We start from the raw sequence: 20504 nt of genomic DNA, 5'->3' as shown, positions 1-20504 counted from the left end.
TGCAGGCGGCATGGTCTGCGCATGCGTGCGCGGCGCACCGCGTCGCGCCGCAGGATCTCCTGCCTTTGCGCGTGCGCCGCAGCAACGCCTACCATCGACGTTTTGCCGTTGCCGGAGATCTCGATGAAGCTGCGTCACGCCGTACTGCCCCTGTGTTTGCTGGCTGCCCTGCCAAGCCTTGCCGCTGCGCGCGGTTTCGATGTGCGCGACATGGTGGCGCTGGACCGGGTGTCCTCGCCTACGCTCAGCCCGGATGGCAGCGTGGTGCTGTTCGCCAAGCGCCAGGCCAAGACCGCCAATGGCAAGCCGGCCACCAGCCTGTGGGTGCGCAATCTGCGCACGCGCGATCTGGCGCCGCCCAAGCGGCTCACCCCGGAAGGATGGAACGTCAACAGCCCGGCGTTGTCGCCGGACGGCAAGACGGTGTACTTCCTCAGCAGCAAATCCGGTAGCCAGCAGCTCTACGCGCAGCCGATGGCCGGCGGCACGCCGCAGCAACTCACCGCATTTGCGGTGGACGTGGACAGCTACAAGCTCTCGCCGGACGGCAAGCGCATCGCCTTCAGCGCGGGCGTGTTCCAGGACTGCGGCTCGGACCTGGGCTGCACCAAGAAGAAGCTGGGCGAGCTCAAGAACAACAAGGCCAGCGGCGTGGTGTACGACCAGTTGTTCGTCCGTCATTGGGACACCTGGAACGATGGCCGCCGCAACACCCTGTTCGTGGCCGAGTTGCCTGCGGCCGGTGCCAAGGCAGTGGTCGGGGCATCGGCGATCAGCGCCACGTTGGCCGGCGACGCGCCGTCCAAGCCGTTCGGCGGCAACGACGATTACACCTGGTCGCCCGATGGCGCCAGCGTGGTGGCCAGCGTGCGCATTCCGCAGCCGCATGGCCCGGAGGCGAGCAAGAATGCCAAGGCCAGCGGCAAGCCCACCGGCAATGACGAGCCGTGGCAGACCAACTTCGATCTGTACCGCCTGGATGCGACCGGCAAGTCCGCGCCGGTCAACCTGACCGCGGCCAACCCGGCCTGGGATGCCGGCCCGGTGTTCAGCACCGACGGCAAGACGCTGTACTACCGCGCCATGAAGCGCCCGGGCTTCGAGGCCGACCGCTTCGGCCTGATGGCGATGGATGTGGCCAGCGGCAAGACGCGCGAGATCGCGCCGAAGTGGGACCGCTCGGCGGGCGAGATCGTGTTGAGCGAAGACGGTGCCAGCCTCTACACCAGTGCCGACGAACTCGGCGAGCACCCACTGTTCAAGATCGATATCGCCAGCGGCGAGGCAACCAAGCTGGTGGGCGAGGGCAGCGTGCACGCCCCCACGCTGGCCGGCAATACGCTGGCCTTTACCCGCAACTCGCTCAAGAGCGGTGACCAGATCTTCGTCAGCGACACGCAAGGCCAGGGACTGCGCGCGATCAGCCAGAGCGCGGGCGAATTGTTGCCGGACGTGCAGTTCGGCGACTACGAGCAGTTCCAGTTCAAGGGCTGGAACAACGACACCGTGCACGGCTACGTGGTCAAGCCGTACAACTACCAGCAGGGCAAGACTTACCCGGTGGCGTTCCTGATCCACGGCGGCCCGCAGGGCAGCTTCGGCAATGGCTGGAGCAACCGCTGGAATCCGCAGACCTACGCCGGCCAGGGCTACGCGGTGGTGATGATCGATTTCCACGGCTCCACCGGCTACGGCCAGGAATTCACCGACGCCATCAGCCAGCATTGGGGCGACCGCCCGCTGGAAGATCTGCAAAAAGGCTGGGCCGCCGCGCAGAAGCAATACGGCTTCCTCAACGGCGACAAGGCCTGCGCATTGGGCGCCAGCTACGGCGGCTACATGGTCTATTGGATGGCAGGCAACTGGAATCAACCATGGAAGTGCCTGGTCGACCACGACGGCGTCTTCGACAACCGCACCATGGGCTATGCCACCGAGGAACTATGGTTCAGCGAGTGGGAAAATGGCGGCACGCCGTGGCAGAACCCGGCCGGCTACGAGAAGTTCAACCCGGTGCTGCACGTAGACAAGTGGAAGGTGCCGATGCTGGTGATCCACGGCCAGCAGGATTTCCGCATTCCGGTCGAACAGGGCCTGGCTGCCTTCACCGCGCTGCAGCGCAAGGGCATCGATTCCAAGTTCCTGTATTTCCCGGACGAGAACCACTGGGTACTCAAGCCGGACAACAGCATCCTGTGGCATGACACCGTCAATGGCTGGTTGAAGCAGCATATCGGCCAGTGACGGACGACCGACACGCCGCCAGGCGCGGCGTGTCGGTTGCTTGAGCGAATGCTTTCCCTGGGCGATGGGCGTTGTCGAAGTCAGCGTTTTGGCAACCGCATCCTGCCCGTTGCGCCTGGAGTGCTCGCGCACCGCCAGAGCAAGCAGCGGTTATTCCACCTCGCATCTGCCGCGCGTGCACCGCAGTCTTGCCGGCAGTCCATGCCCACCTGACACCTGCGCAGTGCTAGCCGCGTTTGGCCAGCTGGCCTTCCACGATGTCCAGAATTTCCGACACCGCAATCCCGAACGAGCCGGCACGCCCGGCGTCGAACGCGGCCTTCCACTCGGCATACCCGGGCAGATACGCCTGATTGGGCGTGCTGTCGCCGACATGTTCGGCAGCGCTGCGCTCCAGCGTCTGTGCAATCACCGGAATGTGCGGCAGCGTGTCAAGCGTTCCGTTGGGCATTCCCGCATGACGGACCTGGACGTCGCTGATGGTCACGTGCAGGATCTGGCCTCCCTGCGGATGCGTATCGATCTGGTTGATCAGCAGTAGCGGCGTTTCGGCGGCACTGCGCCCGCGGCAGCGCCATAGCTGGCCGACTGCATAGGTTGAAGACGTCGTGGTTGAAGCGTTGGCAATGGCCATCGGGAACTCCGCGCGCAAACCGCAATCATGCAGCTTGCTTGCGACGATGGCGACCGGATCGGCGGTGGACGCGCTGATACCGATGAGTCTGCCGGCGGCAATTGTCGATCCGGAGCGTCTGGCCGTTCCACTGACATCCCGTGCGCTGGATGAGCACGCTTGGCGTGAACCGGTTGCAGCGCCGCTGTGCAGATCACGGGCCAATGCATCCCAAATGCAATTGCCGCAGCGCATCACAGGCATGTCAAACTAGCGCATCTTCCTCTTCCCAGTTCCCTGCCAGGACCGCAAGGACCGTTTGCATGCGCACGTCGTTCCGCCCCGCATTGTGGGTAATCGCTCTGATCTGCAGTCCCGCCCTGGGCGCCGCGTCGCGGCCTGCCGTTGCGCCCGCGCGCGCCCCGGTGGCGGTTCCGTCTTCCGAGCAAGGCGGCGATACGAGCGTGCCATTGCCGGCCGTGCTGAAATCCGGCATGGGGTATCGCGCGTTTGCGCAGGCGGTGATGGAGCAAGGCTGGCAACTGGTGGATCCCCTTGCGGCCGATAGCTGCATGGCCGCGGGCGACTGCGAGATCGAGTTCATCGCGCCCGGCGGCAGCGCGCGGCTGCGCGTGCAGGTGGGCTCACAGGCCGGTGCGGCGGTGGTGCAGAGCTGGCGTGCGCGACAGGTGCCGCTGGATCGCATCGGTAACCCGACCGCTGCGGCGGGAGATGCCAAGCCTGCACCGGCGGCAGTGGACGCAGGCAGCACCTCGCGCTGAGTCCTCCGGCCGCAGGCCGATCGCGCATGCGGCGTATCATGGCGCGGCAGGGGCGAATCGTTTCGATCGCGCGCCTGGTTTGATGCGCCTTTCCCGGTCTCGAGCACCTTGCCCTGCATGAACCCTCTCGCATGAAGAGCATCGATCCTGCCGATCTTGAAGCGTTGTTCGATGCCGTGCCGGACGTGTTGTTCTTCGTCAAGGATCGCGAGGGCCGCTACACCCACGTCAACCAGACCATGCTGCGGCGGCTGGGGCTGAAATCGCGCAAGGACCTGATCGGCAAGCGTGTTGCCGAGGTCTATCCCAGTGGCCTGGGCGCCAATTACGCCAATCAGGACGAGCAGGTGCTGGCCGGCGAGGTGATCGACAACCTGCTGGAGCTCCACCTGTTCGCTAACCGTGAGCCTGGCTGGTGCCTGACCTGCAAGCGTCCGTTGCTGGTGAATGGCAAGGTGCAGGGCATCATCGGCATCTCGCGCGATCTGGGCCCGCAGGACGGGCACGAATCGCAGTACGAAAAGCTGCGACTTGCGCTGGCGTATCTCAACGCCAATTACGCGCAGAACGTCCGCATGCAGGCGCTGGTGGAGATCACCGGGTTTTCCATGTCCAAGCTGCAGCGCTCGTTCCGCAAGGTATTCCAGCTCACGCCGCAGCAAGTGTTGGCCAAGCTGCGTCTGCAGATGGCGATGCATCTGCTGCACGGAAACAAGAGCCTTACCGAAATCGGCCACGCTTGCGGCTTCAGCGACCAAAGCGCGTTCGCGCGGCAATTCAAGCAAGCGGTGGGCATGACGCCGCGCGAATATCGTGCGTTGGCGAATGCGCAGCAGTTTTCAGCCGAAACAGTGTAGAGGGCGGGGCGATCTCAACGTGCATGCGCAAGACGTGCGTTGAGCCTGAAAATTCTCTCGAACTGCCTGCTGAGGTTTCCGAACTAGGGCTTGCCATGGATAGGCGTCCACCGGATCTGCAACATTGCGTCGTTTCTTGATTCCTGAGCGTTGTGCCGATGATTCAAAGGCATCGGACATGATGACGGGTCTTGAGAGGTGCCCAAGTTATTGGGAGATGCCTTGACCGCCTCGTCTGGTCATTGAACAACTGCATGCGCAGCCGGCTCGTCTTCGTCTCAGTCACCACGCATTCGCGCCGCATGCAAACCGCGCCGCATTCGGTGGTTTACTAAGGCAGCGATGTCACGCACATCGACATGAGCGGGTCGCGCTTCCTGCGTTGAAACGGCAACACGGTTTTCGCTGCACGTCATCGGCAATTGCATGATGAACAATGCCGGGTCGAGCCAGCAGTGAGTGAGGCAGGCGCTGCAGCATGCAACACGATGAGGCAGGCGGTTCGAGCGCCATGGCACGGGTCACGCGGTGACTGCGCCACGCAGTGGCAACACGCATCGCTGCCGGCTCGCAAGGCCTGGCGTACGGCGCCGCCACGTTCCACGCACATTCCGGGACGGGGAAAACTGGGCGCGGTGTGCGAGCAAATCGAATGGCGATATCGGAGGATGCACCGTGCCTAAAATTGAATCGACCAAGCAGGCCCCACCGGATCCCGCGCAATTGATTCAAACTGCACCGACACCATCGGGCTCGGGATCAGCCGCAAGTAGCTCTGCCGCCAGTGCGGCGCCCTCAGCGCAACTCGGCGGACTTTCCATCAGGCCGCGACGGCTGGGCCGAGCCTCCAGAGCCAATCTTCCAGCGGCATCGTCCACCAACGCACAGGACGTCATGGCGGCGCTCTTTGCCGCGGCGCCAGTTCCGCAAGGGCCAGATCCTTTCGAAGTATTGAGCAAGGCCTCATCCAGGCTGAAACGCTTCAACGACCTGGCACAAAAACGTGACGCACCAGCGGATATCAGAGCGCTGGAAGCAAGACTCGAATCCGGAAAGTCTGCGATCGAATCCGCTCGACAAGCCTTGCAGGCGCTGGCCGAGCTGAATATCCAAAAACGCATGCCGGTCGACAACGTCGAAGAACACGAGAATTTCCTGGTGCCGCATTTCGCAGTAGCCGCATCGCTTCACTACGGCGCATGCGAGAAGATGATCGATCAGAAAATGGCCAGCGAATTTGGCCATGTGAATACCCAAAGGGTTGAGATGGTGGTGTTGTCCGCGGACGCCATGCGTCTGCAGCAACCGGGACCATGGCTTGCGTTACGCGGGCATCTTCTGAATGCGCTTGCAGCGATGGAGGAGGTTTGCCAGCGCATCAGGTCGCCGATGACGGGTCAGGGGCCACGCGACTCGCTCAAGGACCATCTCCCGGTCGTCAGGGCGATGATGGGATCGTGCCATGAACGGATGCAGACCGTCCGCGGAATGCTCGTCGAAATACATTCAAGGCGCCTTGCCGATGAGGCCAGCGAGTGCGGCCTGCCCCAGGTGCTTGACGGACTGAGGGAGCTCGAAGAAATCGACAGCCTTCACCATGCTGAGGTGGGCGAAGCACTCAAGCATGTGATCCAGGTCCATGTCGAACGCTTTTCCTCAACCGAGCATTCGCTCACCCCGGAGGGGCTGGCCCGGTGCAAAAAGGTACTCGTCGAATACGCCGAGATACGCGGCCGAGCCGGGATGCAGCTGTGTGTGGATGCCGCCGCGCTCATCGAAGCAGGTGAGCATGCCAGAGATCATCTATGGCCGACGATGCTCGATCTTGCACAGGCACTTGCCGACCAACGTCAGGCAATTGTTGACATGTGTGAGTTCGCCGTCCAGGACAGACAGCTGATTGGCACAGCGGCGGCCTCGCCCGGGCAGGCACCGGCGTCGACAACATCAAGCGTGCCGACAACCACGACGACAGCAGGCAAATCGAGCCGGTCGCGCAAGGCACGCGTGCGCACGCCTGATGCTTCCAGCTCGGCGGCAGCGCCCGCGCGGCGGGTCATGGATGAGCGCAGCGCAGCGCAAAAGCAGGCCGACGAGATACTGAAAGGCACGCGTCTGGAGTCGTTGCCGGTGGCAGAACTCGGCGGCGATTTCATCGCGCTCGCCAAGCGGCTTGGCAAGGACACCACCGACGTAGAGCGGCTGATCGGCGACTCCAGATATGACGCGGCGACGGCCTTCGATTCTGCCAGGATCACCATGCAGGGCTGGTTCGGATCCAGTGAGCGTGTGCTGCAGCTCAAAGGCAAACTCCGTGCAGGAGACGCGCGCATCGACCACCTCAACACGCGGCTGCGTCTTCTCCAGAGGATCGAGCACGACTTCAAACGGCGCGAAGCCGATGCGCTCAAGACCGATCCGCAGCCACGTGCGCCGCATCTGGAGCGCCTGTTGGCGATGAATGGACTGGCACGCGTCACGTCGCCGCGCCGCCTTCGCTCGGAGGACGACATTGGCGACCGTGGCAGCCTATTCGAAGTGCGTATCGAGCACACGCCGCAGTCGAATGGAAACATCCCGCGGCCCTGGTTCGTCCACGTACATGCCAAAAGACCGGTCACCCCCGACGGGCTGCGCGCGCTCGACTATAAGGACTTGGCCGCCGTCCACTTGAAGACGGAGAGAGAAGTCAACCTGGGCGCACGCTGGGAGGAGATGATGCGCGCCCTCGGAAACACCGAGGCCAAGGTGCACCGGGCAACCATCGGCTCCAAGCTGCTTGGCCAGCTTTGGGCGCTTGGCTCTGGTGGACAGCGATAGCCACAACGGTCCAGGTGCCGTCGCATACCCAGACCACCAGGTCTCGGATCTGCGGAGAACAGGCGCATCTGGGCGTCCATGCGTGGCAATAGAATAGCAATGTCGGAGGATGCACCGTGCCGAGAGTTCGAGCGACCAATCAAGCCCCAGTGGATCCCGCGCGGTCCGCTCAACCAGCGGCGCCGCCACAGGATGCATCAACCAACGCGAGCGTGCCTGACGAGGTAGCGGCGCGCTCCACGCAACTCAGCGGGCTTGCCATCAGAACGCCGCGACCGGCCAGAGCTTCCAGGGCCAGTGCGCCTGCATCATCATCCGCTAACGCCAGGGGCGTCCGCGGACCGCTCTTCACCTCGGCGTCTGTCTCAGCAGGACCAGATCAGCTCGAGGTATTGCACACGGCCTCGGCCAGGCTGCAACTGTTCAATCACCTGGTCACAAACGTGGCGCCAAGGGGGGTGGCAGACACAAGATCCCTTGAAGCAAGGCTCAAGTCAGGCGCATCGGCGATCGCATCCGCGCGACAAGGCTTGCAGGCGCTGAGCGAGCTCAAGATCCAACGCCGCATGTCATCCTCCGACATCGAAGCCCATGAGGATCGATTGATTTCGTCTCTCGGGCAAGCCGCAGCGATGAACTATCTGTCATGCGAAAAAATGATCGATCACAAATTGACCCAGGAATTGGGGTCTGTGCTTGCGGAAAGCAGCCAGTTTGCACGGTTTAATGTCCAGGCCATCCGTCTGCAGCAGCCGGAATCATGGCATGCGTTACGCACGCATCTTCTTGATGTCATTGCAGCATTGGAAGAGGTTTTCCGGCGTATCAAGTCGCCGATGACGAATCGGGCGCCACCCGACGTGCTGAAGGCCCAGCTGCCGATCATCAGGATCACGATGGGATCTTGTCACACGCGGATGCAAACCGTTCGTGGAGTGCTGTACGAAATATATTCAAGAAGGCTTTCCGATCAAGCCAGTTGTTGCGGGTTGCGACAGGTGATGGATCGATTGAGCGCGCTCGAAGAAGTAGACAGATGCATGGAAGCCAAGGTCGGACAAGCGTTTACGGAGCTGACCAAGATCCATCTTGAACGCTTTCTATCAACCGAGCACTCGCTGACGCCGCAGATGCTGGCCATGTACAAGCAAGTGCTTATCGAATACGCCGAGCTGCGTGGCCGAGCGGCGACGCAGCTGTGTATGGATGCCGCCGCGCTCATCGAAGCAGGTGAACATGCCAGAGATCATCTATGGCCGACGATGCTCGATCTTGCACAGGCACTTGCCGACCAACGTCAGGCGATTGTTGACATGTGTGAGTTCGCCGTCCAGGACAGACAGCTGATTGGCACAGCAGCGGCCTCGCCCGGGCAGGCACCGGCGTCGACAACATCAAGCGTGCCGACAACCACGACGGCAACAGGTAAATCGAGCCGGTCGCGCAAGGCACGCGTGCGCACGCCTGACGCTTCCAGCTCGGCGGCAGCGCCTGCGCGGCGGGCCATGGATGAGCGCAGCGCAGCGCAAAAGCAGGCCGACGAGATACTGAAAGGCACGCGTCTGGAGTCGTTGCCGGTGGCAGAACTCGGCGGTGATTTCATCGCGCTCGCCAAGCGCCTTGGCAAGGACACCACCGACGTAGAGCGCCTGATCGGCGACTCCAGATATGACGCGGCGACGGCCTTCGATTCTGCCAGGATCACCATGCAGGGCTGGTTCGGATCCAGTGAGCGTGTGCTGCAGCTCAAAGGCAAGCTCGGTGCAGGAGACGCGCGCATCGAACACCTCGACACGCGGCTGCGTCTTCTCCAGAGGATCGAGCACGATTTCAAACGGCGCGAAGCCGATGCGCTCAAGACCGATCCGCAGCCACGTGCGCCGCATCTGGAGCGCCTGTTGGCGATGAATGGACTGGCACGCGTCACGTCGCCGCGCCGCCTTCGCTCGGAGGACGACATTGGCGACCGTGGCAGGCTATTCGAAGTGCGTATCGAGCACACGCCGCAGTCGAATGGAAACATCCCGCGGCCCTGGTTCGTCCACGTACATGCCAAAAGACCGGTCACCCCCGACGCGCTGCGCGCGCTCGACTATAAGGACTTGGCCGCCGTCCACCTGAAGACGGAGAGAGAAGTCAACCTGGGCGCACGCTGGGAAGAGATGATGCGCGCCCTCGGAAATACCGAGGCCAAGGTGCACCGGGCAACCATCGGCTCCAAGCTGCTTGGCCAGCTTTGGGTGGCTGGCGCTGGTGGGGAGCGCTAATCACGACGCGTCGCCTGTCCTCACCAAGGAAGAGATCCTCGAACACACGGCTCAAAGCTCCACGGATCGCTCAACGTGAGTGGCCAGTTGCAGCGGGCCAGGCAGGAACCTGAAAACGGTGAGCATCTGATAGAGGCAATTCGGCGGGCAGGGAGCTCGGTCTTTTTGCCCGCCAACGCCGTGCGGAATGAAGCCGGTGTCGACGCCCGAGCCGCGCACGCGCAGGCATTGGCGCGAGGCCAGGCGTGGTTCGCCTGACCGTCGCCGTGGGCGGTACTGGTATCGCGCACGTGCAGCCCGTGGCGCGTACTGGTCGCAGTCGTCATGTCCGGGATTTTTGAATCACATTGCTGAGGAAGGAGGAATTGCGTGCCAACACCTGATTCACCAGCGCGGCATCCGGCATCCAACCCGCGCCAGACATGTCTTTCAATTGATCGCCCAGCGAGTGCAAGGAGGACGTGACGGAGTCCACATCGAGCGCGGCGTACCACTGCTTGACCATTTCCACTTCAGGCGTGGCTTGCCAGGCAAGCGCCTCGCGTATCGCCTCAATCACCATGGCATGTACGCCATCCAGGCCTTTCGCATAACGGCTGCTCATCACGCTGGCATCAAGCAGCACTTGCAGCGCCCGTGCCGGGTTCTGGACGACGTCTCCCCAACCATACCGAAGCGGCTCTCGTGGATTTGCCGGGGTATCTTTCTCCCGGTCGTAGCGAAAGCCGGTTACGTCAATGCTGACGACCTTGTGGCGTGCATCTTCTCCGGGAATGACCAGCATATTGTCAGGGCCCAGATCAGACGCTTCGCCCAGGGTCAGCCTGGCCAGCAACGAGGCGAACAGCCCGTCCAGACCGCTGTGGCGCAAGGTATCGATCAACGCCTGTTTGCCCGAACGAAGATTGACCGGATCGTTGATCCGCGCAAGCAGCGCGTGGTCTGCGGCGAGTTCATCGGCCTGCGCACCGCTGCCGGCTGCGCTTTTCACACGGGCAGCGGCTTGCTTGGCCTGCGCAAGCGAAACGTCAGGCGGCAAGAACGCCTTGGTCAGGAATGTATCCAGCGGCTCTGCATCATGAATCAGTCGCGAGGCGATGAAGGCGTTGTCGGGCAGTGTCAGCAGCGTTGAGTCCGGAATGTGTTGCCGCGGAAGATGGCGTGCCTGTAGCGCGTTGACCAAATCCTGCGCGGCAGCGACGTTGATGATGTCAAACAAGGCCGGGATGCCAAGCGGATTGCGTAGACGAGGATCTGCAGCAACCAGGCTTTCGTGAATCTCGCAGACATCGTCGATGTCCAACGCATCCGTCTTCGCTTTTTCCGTCAATCTCTTACCTTTTTCGGTATCGAGAAAGGCATGGAAGGCCAGTGTCAGCCATTGCTGCGTGGCCTGCTTGTCCATGCTGCCCTCAAGCAGCCTGGCTGCCGAGCCGACGATGTAGCCCAAGCGCTTGCTGGCCTCCGCGCCTTGCCCCTTCGCGCAACATTTCACTGCCTGACCCAGCAGGCTGCGCGAAATTCCGGTTTTGACAAGATGCTCCTGGCCATCGAGCATCCCGACCATGCCCACATCGCTGCCTCCCAATGTCGCCTTGGAGCGCGAGAAGACAACAGCGCTTTCGGACAGGCTCATCGGGTGGCGATGGCCGCCGATGTCGGCCCTGGTGGCTAGAAACGCGATAGGCCGAATGATCGAGAATAGAGGTCTATCCGGCCGGTTTACGACGGGAGCCGAGGCAGGCGCACCGATGCTCCTGCTGCCCGCGGCGTCCGGCATTACGCAATCGAGCGCGGTGGCTGCGCTGGTCCGCGCCGCGCTGCGGCGGGGCGTTAGTCCAGCCAATCGGGCATCAGTGCGGTGGTGCCGATCGTCGTCGGTCGCCGGGCTGCGTGGTAACGCCGCGTCATCGGCTGCAGGAAGCGGCAAGTTTGCTGTGCCAGAGGTCGGGGTGATCCGAGATTCCATACCGTGCTCCAGTGACTAGCGGCACATTCTGCAATGCGGCCAATCCCAAGCAACGCCAGTTGGCGTAATCGTCATCCGGGAAGCGAATAGCGACCGAGCGTCGTCATCGACCCGACCTACATGACCTTGGACGCGAGCGACAGGTAAACCTCGCTCGCGTCAGGGTGCTCCATCGCGGCCTGGTAACGAACATCGCGCAGTGCGCATGCTGGTAGCGCGATCGAAGCTGTGGCTAACGCGAAACAGCTAGCGCTTGCCGTGGAAATGCGCAGTAACCTGCCGCTACCGCGCAAACGCGCGGGAGCGGCGAAAACCGAGGGTTGGGGGCCGTCAGCGCGGCGAATGTGGCGTGCCTCGGTTTCAAACCCGGGTACCGGGTCTTCCCGCGGTTACGCCAGCATGCGCACCTTCGGCTCGCGTGCCCACTGGCGGGTTTTTGCTGCGGTAATGAATGCCTTGGTATCGGCGGCGGGAACGACGCCCGCATCCTTGCCGACGTTGCCGGCCTTCAACAACACCTGCGCGCCTTCGTCGAATGCGATGGCCTTCAGATGCGCCCAGGCAAAGCTCACAAAATCCAGCGCCGCCGATTCGCGTGTCAGCAGCTTGGCCGCTTCCGAGGACAGCAATACCGCCACCGCGTCGAACACCACCGAAGGCGTCCCAGCCAGCTGCCCATCGGCGGCCAACTGCTTGCCGTCGCTCAGCTTGGCGCCGCCGAGCTTGGGCGCAACGATCTTGACCGTCGCACCCGCAGCTTCGGCCGCCTTGCGTACGGCCTTGATCGCCGCGGCATCGGAGCCGTCGTGAATCAGGATGCCCACCGTGCGCCCTTTCAGGGTGTCCTTCATCTTGCCGATGACCTGCAAGGCAGGCGAGAGCGGCATGTCGATCGGCGCCACTGCAGCCGGCGGTGCTGGCGGCAGGGCGGTCATGCCCATGCCATCGGCCACACGTTGCGCCAGCTCCTGGTCGATGTGGCGCAGATGACCCACGATGGCCTCGCGTACGTGGGCGGTTTCCACCTTCGACAGCTCGAACACCAATGCCGAGGCGATATGCGCCTGTTCCGGTGCGGTCTGGCTGCGGAAGAACAGCCGCGCCTGGCTGTAATGATCGGCAAAGCTTTCTGCACGCACTCGGCCCTTGGTGCCTTCTTCGGCCGCAGTTGCATGGCTGGGGAAGCCACGCAGCGCTTCACGCGGCGCATCGGCCTGCAGCGAACTGGGCTCATAGGCGACGCGGCCCTTGGGTACGTTCATCTGCATGTGACCGTCGCGCTGGTTGTTGGCGAACGGGCACTTGGGTGCGTTGATCGGAATCTGATGGAAGTTCGGCCCGCCCAGGCGGCTCAGCTGCGTATCCAGATACGAGAACAGGCGGCCTTGCAGCAGCGGGTCGTTGCTGAAGTCGATGCCGGGCACGATGTTGGCCGGGCAGTAGGCAACCTGCTCCGTTTCGGCAAAGAAGTTGTCCGGCCAGCGGTCGAGCACCATGCGGCCGACGATTTGCAACGGCACAAGCTCTTCGGGAATGACCTTGGTCGAATCCAGATGATCGAACGGGAACGTTGCTGCCTGGGCTTCGGTGAACAACTGCACGCCGAGTTCCCACTCGGGGAAATCGCCGTTCTGGATTGCTTCGAACAGGTCGCGGCGGTGGAAATCCTGATCGGCGCCGGCGATCTTGACCGCCTCGTCCCAGATCGTCGATTGCAGGCCCAGCTTGGGCCGCCAATGGAACTTGACGAAGGTGCTTTCGCCCTTGTCATTGAGGAATCGGAAACTGTGGATGCCGAAACCCTCGATCATGCGGAGCGAGCGCGGAATGGTGCGGTCGCTCATCGCCCACATCACCATGTGCATCGATTCGGGTGTCAGCGAAATGAAATCCCAGAACGTGTCATGCGCGCTGGCAGCCTGCGGGAAGCCCCGGTCCGGCTCCATCTTCACCGCATGAATCAGGTCCGGGAACTTCATCGCATCCTGGATAAAGAACACCGGGATGTTGTTGCCGACCAGATCCCAGTTGCCTTCCTTGGTGTAGAACTTCACCGCAAACCCGCGCACATCGCGCGGCGTATCCACCGAGCCGGCGCCGCCTGCGACAGTGGAAAAACGGGTGAATAACGGGGTCTTTTCGCCCACCTCGGTAAAGATCTTGGCGGTGGTGTACTGGCTCAACGACTTGGTGAGCTCGAAATAGCCGTGGGCGGCACTGCCGCGCGCATGCACGATGCGCTCGGGAATGCGTTCGTGATCGAAGTGGGTGATCTTTTCGCGCAGGATGAAATCTTCCAGCAACGTCGGGCCGCGCGGGGTGGCGCGGAGCGAATTCTGGTTGTCACCTACCGGAATGCCCTGGTTGGTGGTCAGCTGCGGGTGCGTGCCGCCTGCCTTCTGGTGCAATTCATCGCCAGTACCGCGCGACCCATCGACGGTGGTGTTGGCAGGTGCGAGGGCAGGGACCTGCGCGGATTTGCTGGGGGACTTGGCCATAGGAACTCCACTCTGGCGGGCTTGGGATGCGGGCTGAGCAATGAAGCCTGGGAGTGGCGCTGTTAATTGCATGTGTCTGCTTGCGAACGAAAACTCACATGTGCAGCAAACATTGCGCGACGTCGCAGTTGCATGTTGCAGCGATCACGAGCACGCACACGCGCAGCCGTGCAGATGCGCAGACAAGCGGGCGCGACTATCCATGTTTTACAGCAGATCCAGCGGCTGTTTGCGGGTAGGCGGCGCGAAGGCGCGATCGATCTCGGCAAGATCGTCTGCGTGCAATTGCAGCGTGCAGGCCGCGGCATTGGCACGCACATGCGCCGGCGTTCCGGATTCGGGAATGGCGATGACATTGCCGCTGCGGATCGCCCACGCAAGCGCCACCGCGGTGGCTGCAACGCCACGACGCTCGCCGATGGCGTGCAAGACCGGATGATCCAGCAACGCGCGGCTGCCAAGCGGCGAATAGGCCATCACGGCCACCTCGTGCGCGGCGCACCACGGCAACAGGTCGAATTCGATACCGCGGCTGCCAGCGTGGTACAGCACCTGGTTGACCAGGCAACGCGAGCCGCCATCGATTGCCCAGAGCTCCTCCATGTCATCGACATCGAAGTTGGACACGCCCCAATCGCGGATCTTGCCGGCATCGCGTAGTGCTTCGAATGCATCCACCACTTCGGCCAGATCGCTGCCGCCACGCCAGTGCAGCAAATACAGATCCAAGGTGCGCACCCCCAGCCGTTGCAGGCTGGCTTCGCAGGCGCGTGCGATTCCGCGGGCGCTGGCATTGCCGGGCAACACCTTGGACACCACGTAGGGCGGCTGCGCACGGCCGATGGCCTGGCTGATCAGTTGCTCAGAGCGGCCATTGCCGTACATCTCGGCGGTGTCGATCAGCTGCATCCCCAATTGCTGACCGAGTTGCAGCGCCTGAATTTCCTGCTCGGGCGCATGCCGGCCCTGGCCCAGGTTCCAGGAGCCCAGACCTAACGCGGGCACGCGACGCCCGTTGCGCAGGCGCACCTGTGCGCAGGAAGGGGAAGACGATTCGGACATGATGGGTTCCTGTCGCGTTGGAATGAGGGTGGCGGTCGCATCACACCGATCGCCCTGTCACGGCGACGATGGCTGCACCGATGTTGTCGCAGTGTCTGCACGCGCATCCCAGAACGCACAACGATGACGCTGCACGAAGTCGGGCGTTGCGCCGATCCTGTGTGGCGACAGCGTCAGTGGCGTGTCGCCATCAAACAGCGGCCACCGCGGCCGCCCGCCACCGTTGGGATCGCCGGTGCGCGCGAACGCACCCCAATAATCCTGCACCGTGTTGGCAAACGCCTGCTGCGCCGGACTGAACTGCGCCCGGCCACTGAGTACCCACGGGCGCTGAAACAGATACACCAGTTCAGAGGCGTGGAACGCGCCCAATGCAGGCGAAAACGGCAGGCGTAACAGACCGTACGGCGCGTGCGGGTCGTCGAACTCGTAGGCGTACACCGGCGCATGCGTGCGCAATGCCCGCCCCAGCCGGCGTGTGGGGCAGGCGAAGCCGCCATCGGTCACGATGTCGGCGAACGCCTCCCAGCGCGATTGCGCGGCAACGGCTGCGTATTGCGTCAGCACCGGGGCTGGAGAGGCATGCATGCGTTGCACGCGCGCTTCATATCCGCCGCGCAGGTTGAGCTTGCCGATGTAGGACAGCAATTGCGCAAACAAACGCCCTTCATCGCGATTGGTGCCCATCAGTACCGGCACCTGCGCATGCCGACCGCTGGCGATTGCGGCGGCCGGCGGCAGCGGCAACGCCTGGCCGCCGGACATCGGCGCCCACGCATCGCTGCCGGTCAGGCCGCGCCGTTGTGGTACTGCATCGGCCAGCGTTTCGGCCGGCAGTGCGCGCAGGCATGCGGCAACATCGTGCGTGCGTGCGCAACCCAGGCGTTGCGCCATGCGGACGCCGCCACTTTCTGCCTCGCGCTGTGGCACGCTGGAATCGCTCGCCAGGCAACTGCCGCTTTGCAGGATGGCGCGTTGAAACAACCCCGCCGCGCCGGGCGAGGCGAGCTGATAACAGATGCTCCACGCACCGGCCGATTCGCCGAACACGGTGACGTTGTGCGCATCGCCGCCGAACGCGGCGATATTGCGTTGTACCCAGCGCAAGGCCGCTTGCTGGTCGAGCAATGCATAGGCGCCTTCGCCTTCGCCACGCAGGCCTGGATGCGCGAAGAAACCGAACACGCCCAGCCGATAGTTGGGTGCCACCACAATGACATCCTGGCGCGCAGCCAACGCGCTCAGGTCGTAGTCGACATTGCTGCCCAATTCCAGCGCACCGCCATAGATCCACACCATCACCGCGCGTGGATGCGCTGCTGCCGGGCCGGGCGGTGCGTAGACATTGAGCGTGAGGCAATCTTCGGACACATGCTTCTGCCCGAAGCGATAGCGCGGCAGGCAGGCCGGGCCGGCCTGGGTGGCATCGCGGACCTGCGTCCATGCGGCTGGCGGTTGCGGTGCGCGAAAGCGCAGTGCACCCACCGGCGGCGCCGCGAACGGCACCCCCAGGAATGCCCGACCCTGTGCACTGGCCACACCGCGCACCGGGCCGGCCGTTGTCTGCACCACTTCGGCACGCGCATCGGGCGCGTGCACCAGCGCCGGCACCTCGCCGGGACGGCGCGGTGCGCAGCCAATCAGCAGGCAGGCTGCCACCAGAACGGCACCAAGAAAGTTCAGTTCACGCATGCGCCAGGGTCTGCTGTGGGATGAAAGCGTCCGTCATCATCCTGGTGGCACGTGTAGGCCAGGAAAACGGCTGGCAGCGCGCTGGGGCGTGTATGGCATCCGGGCATTCACACGCAGCGCAATAAAAAACCCAGCCGTGTCACCGACTGGGTTTTGTCGGCCATCGCGGGTACGGCGATTAGGCCTCGACGTCTTCCTTGTATGCATCCACCGGGATGCAGGCGCACATCACGTTCTTGTCGCCGTAGACGTTGTCCACGCGCGCCACCGGCGGCCAGTACTTCTGCTGCTTGAGGCTGGGCAGCGGGAAGGCGGCCAGTTCGCGCGGGTAGGCATGCGTCCACTCGCTGGCCGACACCTGCGTTGCGGTATGTGGCGCGTGCTTGAGCGGGTTGTCCTCGCGGTCCAGGCGGCCGTCTTCGATGGCGCGGATCTCTTCGCGGATCTGGATCATCGCGTCGATGAAGCGGTCCAGTTCATGCTGCGATTCGCTTTCGGTCGGCTCCACCATCAGCGTGCCGGCGACCGGGAAGCTCAAGGTCGGCGCATGGAAGCCGAAGTCGATCAGCCGCTTGGCGATGTCCTCGGCGCCGATGCCGCTGGTCTTCTCCAGCGGGCGCACGTCGAGGATGCACTCGTGCGCCACCAGCCCGTTGCGGCCGGTATACAGCGTCTTGTAGTGCGGCGCCAGGCGCTTGGCGATGTAGTTGGCGTTGAGCAATGCCACTTGCGTGGCCTTGCGCAGACCGGCGCTGCCCATCATGGTCACGTACATCCAGCTGATCGGCAGGATCGAGGCCGAGCCGTAACTTGCTGCGCTCACCATGCCGACATCGCCTTCGCCGCCCAGCGTCTTCGGCAAATACGGGGCCAGGTGGGACTTCACCGCACACGGGCCCACGCCCGGGCCGCCGCCGCCATGCGGAATGCAGAAGGTCTTGTGCAGGTTCAGATGCGACACGTCCGAGCCCCACTTGCCGGGCTTGGCCACGCCGACCAGCGCGTTCATGTTGGCCCCGTCGGTGTAGACCTGACCGCCATGCGCATGCACCGCTTCGCAGATCGCCACCACGTCTTCTTCGAACACGCCGTGGGTGGACGGGTAGGTGATCATCAGCGCCGCCAGGCGGTCGGAATATTTTTCCGCCTTGGCGCGGATGTCATCCACGTCCACATTGCCGTTGGCATCGCACTTGGTCACCACCACGGTCATACCGCACATCTGCGCCGACGCCGGGTTGGTGCCGTGCGCCGATTCGGGGATCAGGCAGATGTCGCGGTGCGCTTCGCCGCGCGAACGGTGATACGCGCGGATCGCCAGCAGGCCGGCGTATTCGCCCTGCGCGCCGGAGTTCGGCTGCAGGCTGACCGCGTCGTAGCCGGTGCACTCGACCAGCATCGCTTCCAGCTCGTCGATCAGCTGCGCATAGCCGGCAGACTGCTCGGCCGGTGCAAGCGGGTGGATCGCACCGAACTCCGGCCAGGTCACCGGGATCATCTCGGCGGTGGCGTTGAGCTTCATGGTGCAGCTGCCCAGCGGGATCATGGTGCGATCCATCGCCAGGTCCTTGTCGGCCAGCGAGCGCATGTAGCGCAACAGCTCGTGCTCGCTATGGTGGGTGTTGAATACCGGGTGGGTCAGGAACGGGGTGGTGCGCAGCAGGCCTTGCGGCAATGCGTCGGCGGTGGCTGCATCCAGCGCGTCCACATCCGCCTGCGCACCGAACAACGCAGCCAGTGCGACCACATCGGCGCGCGTGGTGGTTTCGTCCAGGCTGATGCCCACCGCTTCGCTGTCGATGGCGCGCAGGTTGATGCCGGCCGCACGCGCACGGGCGTGGATGGCATCGGCATCGATCGCCTTGACGTGCAGGGTGTCGAAGAAGCGCTCGCCGACGGTAATGCCGGCGCTGCGCAGTGCCGCCGCCAGGATCGCCGCCAGGCGGTGCGTGCGGCGCGCAATGCGGGTCAGGCCATCGGGGCCGTGGTAGACCGCATACATCGACGCCATCACCGCCAGCAGCACCTGCGCGGTGCAGATGTTGGACGTGGCCTTTTCGCGGCGGATATGTTGCTCGCGGGTCTGCAAGGTCAGGCGATACGCCGGGTTGCCGGCGGCATCGATCGACACGCCGATCAAACGGCCCGGCATCGAGCGCTTGTAGGCATCGCGGCAGGCCATGAACGCGGCATGCGGGCCGCCGAAACCGAACGGCACGCCGAAGCGCTGCGAGTTGCCGACCACGATGTCGGCGCCCCATTCCCCCGGGGCGGCGATCAGCGTCAGTGCAAGCAGATCGGTGGCCACCGCGACCAGGCCGCCTTGCGCGTGCACGGCGTCTGCCAGTGCAGCGTGATCGCCGATATGACCGAAGCTGTCCGGGTACTGCAGCAGCACGCCGAAGCACTCGGCCTGCAGCGCTTCTTCCGGCGTGCCGACGCGCAGCACGATGTCCAGCGGCTCGGCGCGTGTGCGCAGCAGTTCCAGCGTCTGCGGATGCACTGCGTCATGCACGAAGAACGTGTTGGACCTGGACTTGGCCGAACGCTTGGCCAGCGTCATCGCCTCGGCCGCGGCGGTGGCTTCGTCCAGCAGCGAGGCGTTGGCAATCTGCATGCCGGTGAGGTCGGCGCACAGGGTCTGGAAGTTGATCAGCGCTTCCATGCGGCCTTGCGAAATTTCCGCCTGGTACGGTGTGTAGGCGGTGTACCAGGCCGGGTTTTCCAGGATGTTGCGCAGGATGACCTTCGGCGTGTGGGTACCGTAGTAGCCCTGGCCGATGAAGTTGCGGAACACGGTGTTCTTGTCGGCGATGGCGCGGATCTTGGCCAGCGCTTCTTCTTCGGTGATCGCCTCGGGCAGCGCCAGCGGCGCCGGCGACTTGATGTTGCCCGGCACGATGGCATCGGTCAGCGCATCCAGGCAGGCGTGGCCGACCACGTCCAGCATCTGGGCGATTTCCGCGTCGTTGGGGCCAATATGGCGCTCGACGAACGCGCTGTGGTGTTCGAGGTCGCGCAGGGAAGACGGGGTCTGGGACATGGCGGGCATCCGGAGTAGGGGCAGACGAATGGTCGACCCGCATCACGGCCGGTATGACGCGCATGCGCGCACCACGACCTGCCGCAGCAGCAGTCTTCCTCGCGCCCCTCTGTCCTTTTGCCTGAGAGTTTAAAAACGCGGCCTGGCCCGCGGCCTGCCTGCGTTTCGTGCCCCTTCGGCGCCGGCATCGGCCGGTCTCTCCAGAGTTGTACTGCGGATGGTATCGGGCCTGAGCGATTACGGGCTGTTGCGCCTTCGGCAGCGGCAGTGCCGCTTCTCCCACCGTGTTGCCTGGCTAGTATAGCCAGCGCCCAGCCGCTTGGCGAAACGCTTTTCGGCGCCATGAAATGCCAAAGGCCGGGCGAGTCGCCTCGTCCGGCCTCCGGGGTTTGAGCGGCTGCTGTTCTCCGCTACCGGGTGGTCCGGCAACGGCAGCGCCCGCTCGCGACTGCCCGCGCAGGCGGATCAGTGGTGCCCGTTCTTGGGCGGCGGATCGTGCTTGGTATTGGCGCCCGGCGGGGGATAGTCCCCACCGCCGACATGCTTCCACAGACGCTGGTCCAGGGGCTCCAGCTGGCCCTTGGCCCCGGCGGGCCGCTGCAGCGCTTGCGCACCATTGGTTGGCGATTTTTTCGACAGATTCATGTTGACGTCCTC

Annotated in this window: 13 protein-coding genes and 1 riboswitch; of the genes, 6 read left to right on the top strand and 7 right to left on the bottom strand. The window is 63.8% G+C overall.

The features are described 5' to 3' along the window. The first annotated feature begins 123 nt into the window (after nucleotides 1-123). The gene (locus tag AC1POX_RS16110; RefSeq protein ID WP_014089605.1) at nucleotides 124-2244 is read left to right on the top strand and encodes an alpha/beta hydrolase family protein; all 2121 of its coding nucleotides are present in this window, start codon (nucleotides 124-126) and stop codon (nucleotides 2242-2244) included. A 226-nt stretch (nucleotides 2245-2470) separates the two neighbouring features. Here the strand turns inward: AC1POX_RS16110 and AC1POX_RS16105 are convergent, their stop codons facing one another. Beyond that, the gene (locus AC1POX_RS16105) at nucleotides 2471-2896 is read right to left on the bottom strand and encodes a hypothetical protein (RefSeq protein WP_370486015.1); all 426 of its coding nucleotides are present in this window, start codon (nucleotides 2894-2896) and stop codon (nucleotides 2471-2473) included. Between AC1POX_RS16105 and AC1POX_RS16100 the strand changes: the two genes are divergently transcribed. The 5 genes from AC1POX_RS16100 (at nucleotide 2871) to xopP (AC1POX_RS16080) (ending at nucleotide 9583) form a co-directional block, all read left to right on the top strand. Beyond that, a complete protein-coding gene (locus AC1POX_RS16100; RefSeq protein WP_372353924.1) occupies nucleotides 2871-3131 on the top strand; it encodes a hypothetical protein in 261 nt (86 codons plus the stop codon). The genes AC1POX_RS16105 and AC1POX_RS16100 overlap by 26 nt on opposite strands. Before the next feature lie 49 nt (nucleotides 3132-3180). Then, nucleotides 3181-3639 carry a hypothetical protein gene (locus AC1POX_RS16095; RefSeq protein ID WP_372356377.1) on the top strand — a complete coding sequence of 153 codons (459 nt, stop codon included), beginning with the start codon at nucleotides 3181-3183 and terminating at the stop codon, nucleotides 3637-3639. 131 nt (nucleotides 3640-3770) lie between these two features. Continuing rightward, on the top strand, nucleotides 3771-4496 hold the full coding sequence (locus AC1POX_RS16090; RefSeq protein WP_008578160.1) for an AraC family transcriptional regulator: 726 nt from the start codon (nucleotides 3771-3773) through the stop codon (nucleotides 4494-4496). Between the two features lie 675 nt (nucleotides 4497-5171). Continuing rightward, nucleotides 5172-7316 (top strand): type III secretion system effector XopP, encoded by a 2145-nt coding sequence (gene xopP, locus AC1POX_RS16085; protein ID WP_218489167.1) that lies wholly within the window; start codon nucleotides 5172-5174, stop codon nucleotides 7314-7316. 116 nt (nucleotides 7317-7432) lie between these two features. After that, the gene (xopP, locus tag AC1POX_RS16080) at nucleotides 7433-9583 is read left to right on the top strand and encodes a type III secretion system effector XopP (protein WP_372353762.1); all 2151 of its coding nucleotides are present in this window, start codon (nucleotides 7433-7435) and stop codon (nucleotides 9581-9583) included. Between the two features lie 322 nt (nucleotides 9584-9905). Here xopP (AC1POX_RS16080) and AC1POX_RS16075 read toward each other — a convergent pair whose 3' ends face one another. The 6 genes from AC1POX_RS16075 to raxX form a co-directional block, all read right to left on the bottom strand. Continuing rightward, complete coding sequence (locus tag AC1POX_RS16075; RefSeq protein ID WP_031421550.1) at nucleotides 9906-11141, bottom strand: hypothetical protein; 1236 nt, start codon at nucleotides 11139-11141, stop codon at nucleotides 9906-9908. 800 nt (nucleotides 11142-11941) lie between these two features. After that, complete coding sequence (locus AC1POX_RS16070; protein ID WP_008576589.1) at nucleotides 11942-14050, bottom strand: catalase; 2109 nt, start codon at nucleotides 14048-14050, stop codon at nucleotides 11942-11944. A gap of 207 nt (nucleotides 14051-14257) precedes the next feature. Next, entirely contained in the window at nucleotides 14258-15112 is an 855-nt protein-coding gene (locus AC1POX_RS16065) for an aldo/keto reductase (protein ID WP_011346718.1), read from the bottom strand. A 57-nt stretch (nucleotides 15113-15169) separates the two neighbouring features. Then, complete coding sequence (locus tag AC1POX_RS16060) at nucleotides 15170-16804, bottom strand: carboxylesterase/lipase family protein (RefSeq protein WP_008576585.1); 1635 nt, start codon at nucleotides 16802-16804, stop codon at nucleotides 15170-15172. Between the two features lie 178 nt (nucleotides 16805-16982). After that, nucleotides 16983-19856 carry an aminomethyl-transferring glycine dehydrogenase gene (gcvP, locus tag AC1POX_RS16055; RefSeq protein WP_372173381.1) on the bottom strand — a complete coding sequence of 958 codons (2874 nt, stop codon included), beginning with the start codon at nucleotides 19854-19856 and terminating at the stop codon, nucleotides 16983-16985. A 90-nt stretch (nucleotides 19857-19946) separates the two neighbouring features. Next, nucleotides 19947-20061, bottom strand: a riboswitch (glycine riboswitch). A gap of 251 nt (nucleotides 20062-20312) precedes the next feature. After that, nucleotides 20313-20492 (bottom strand): RaxX family RiPP, encoded by a 180-nt coding sequence (raxX, locus tag AC1POX_RS16050; protein WP_014089614.1) that lies wholly within the window; start codon nucleotides 20490-20492, stop codon nucleotides 20313-20315. Nucleotides 20493-20504: the final 12 nt, after the last annotated feature.

The organism is Xanthomonas sp. NCPPB 3442, from assembly GCF_056725145.1.
The sequence above is the reverse complement of the archived record's forward strand: the minus strand, read 5'-3'. Positions and strand labels throughout refer to the sequence as shown.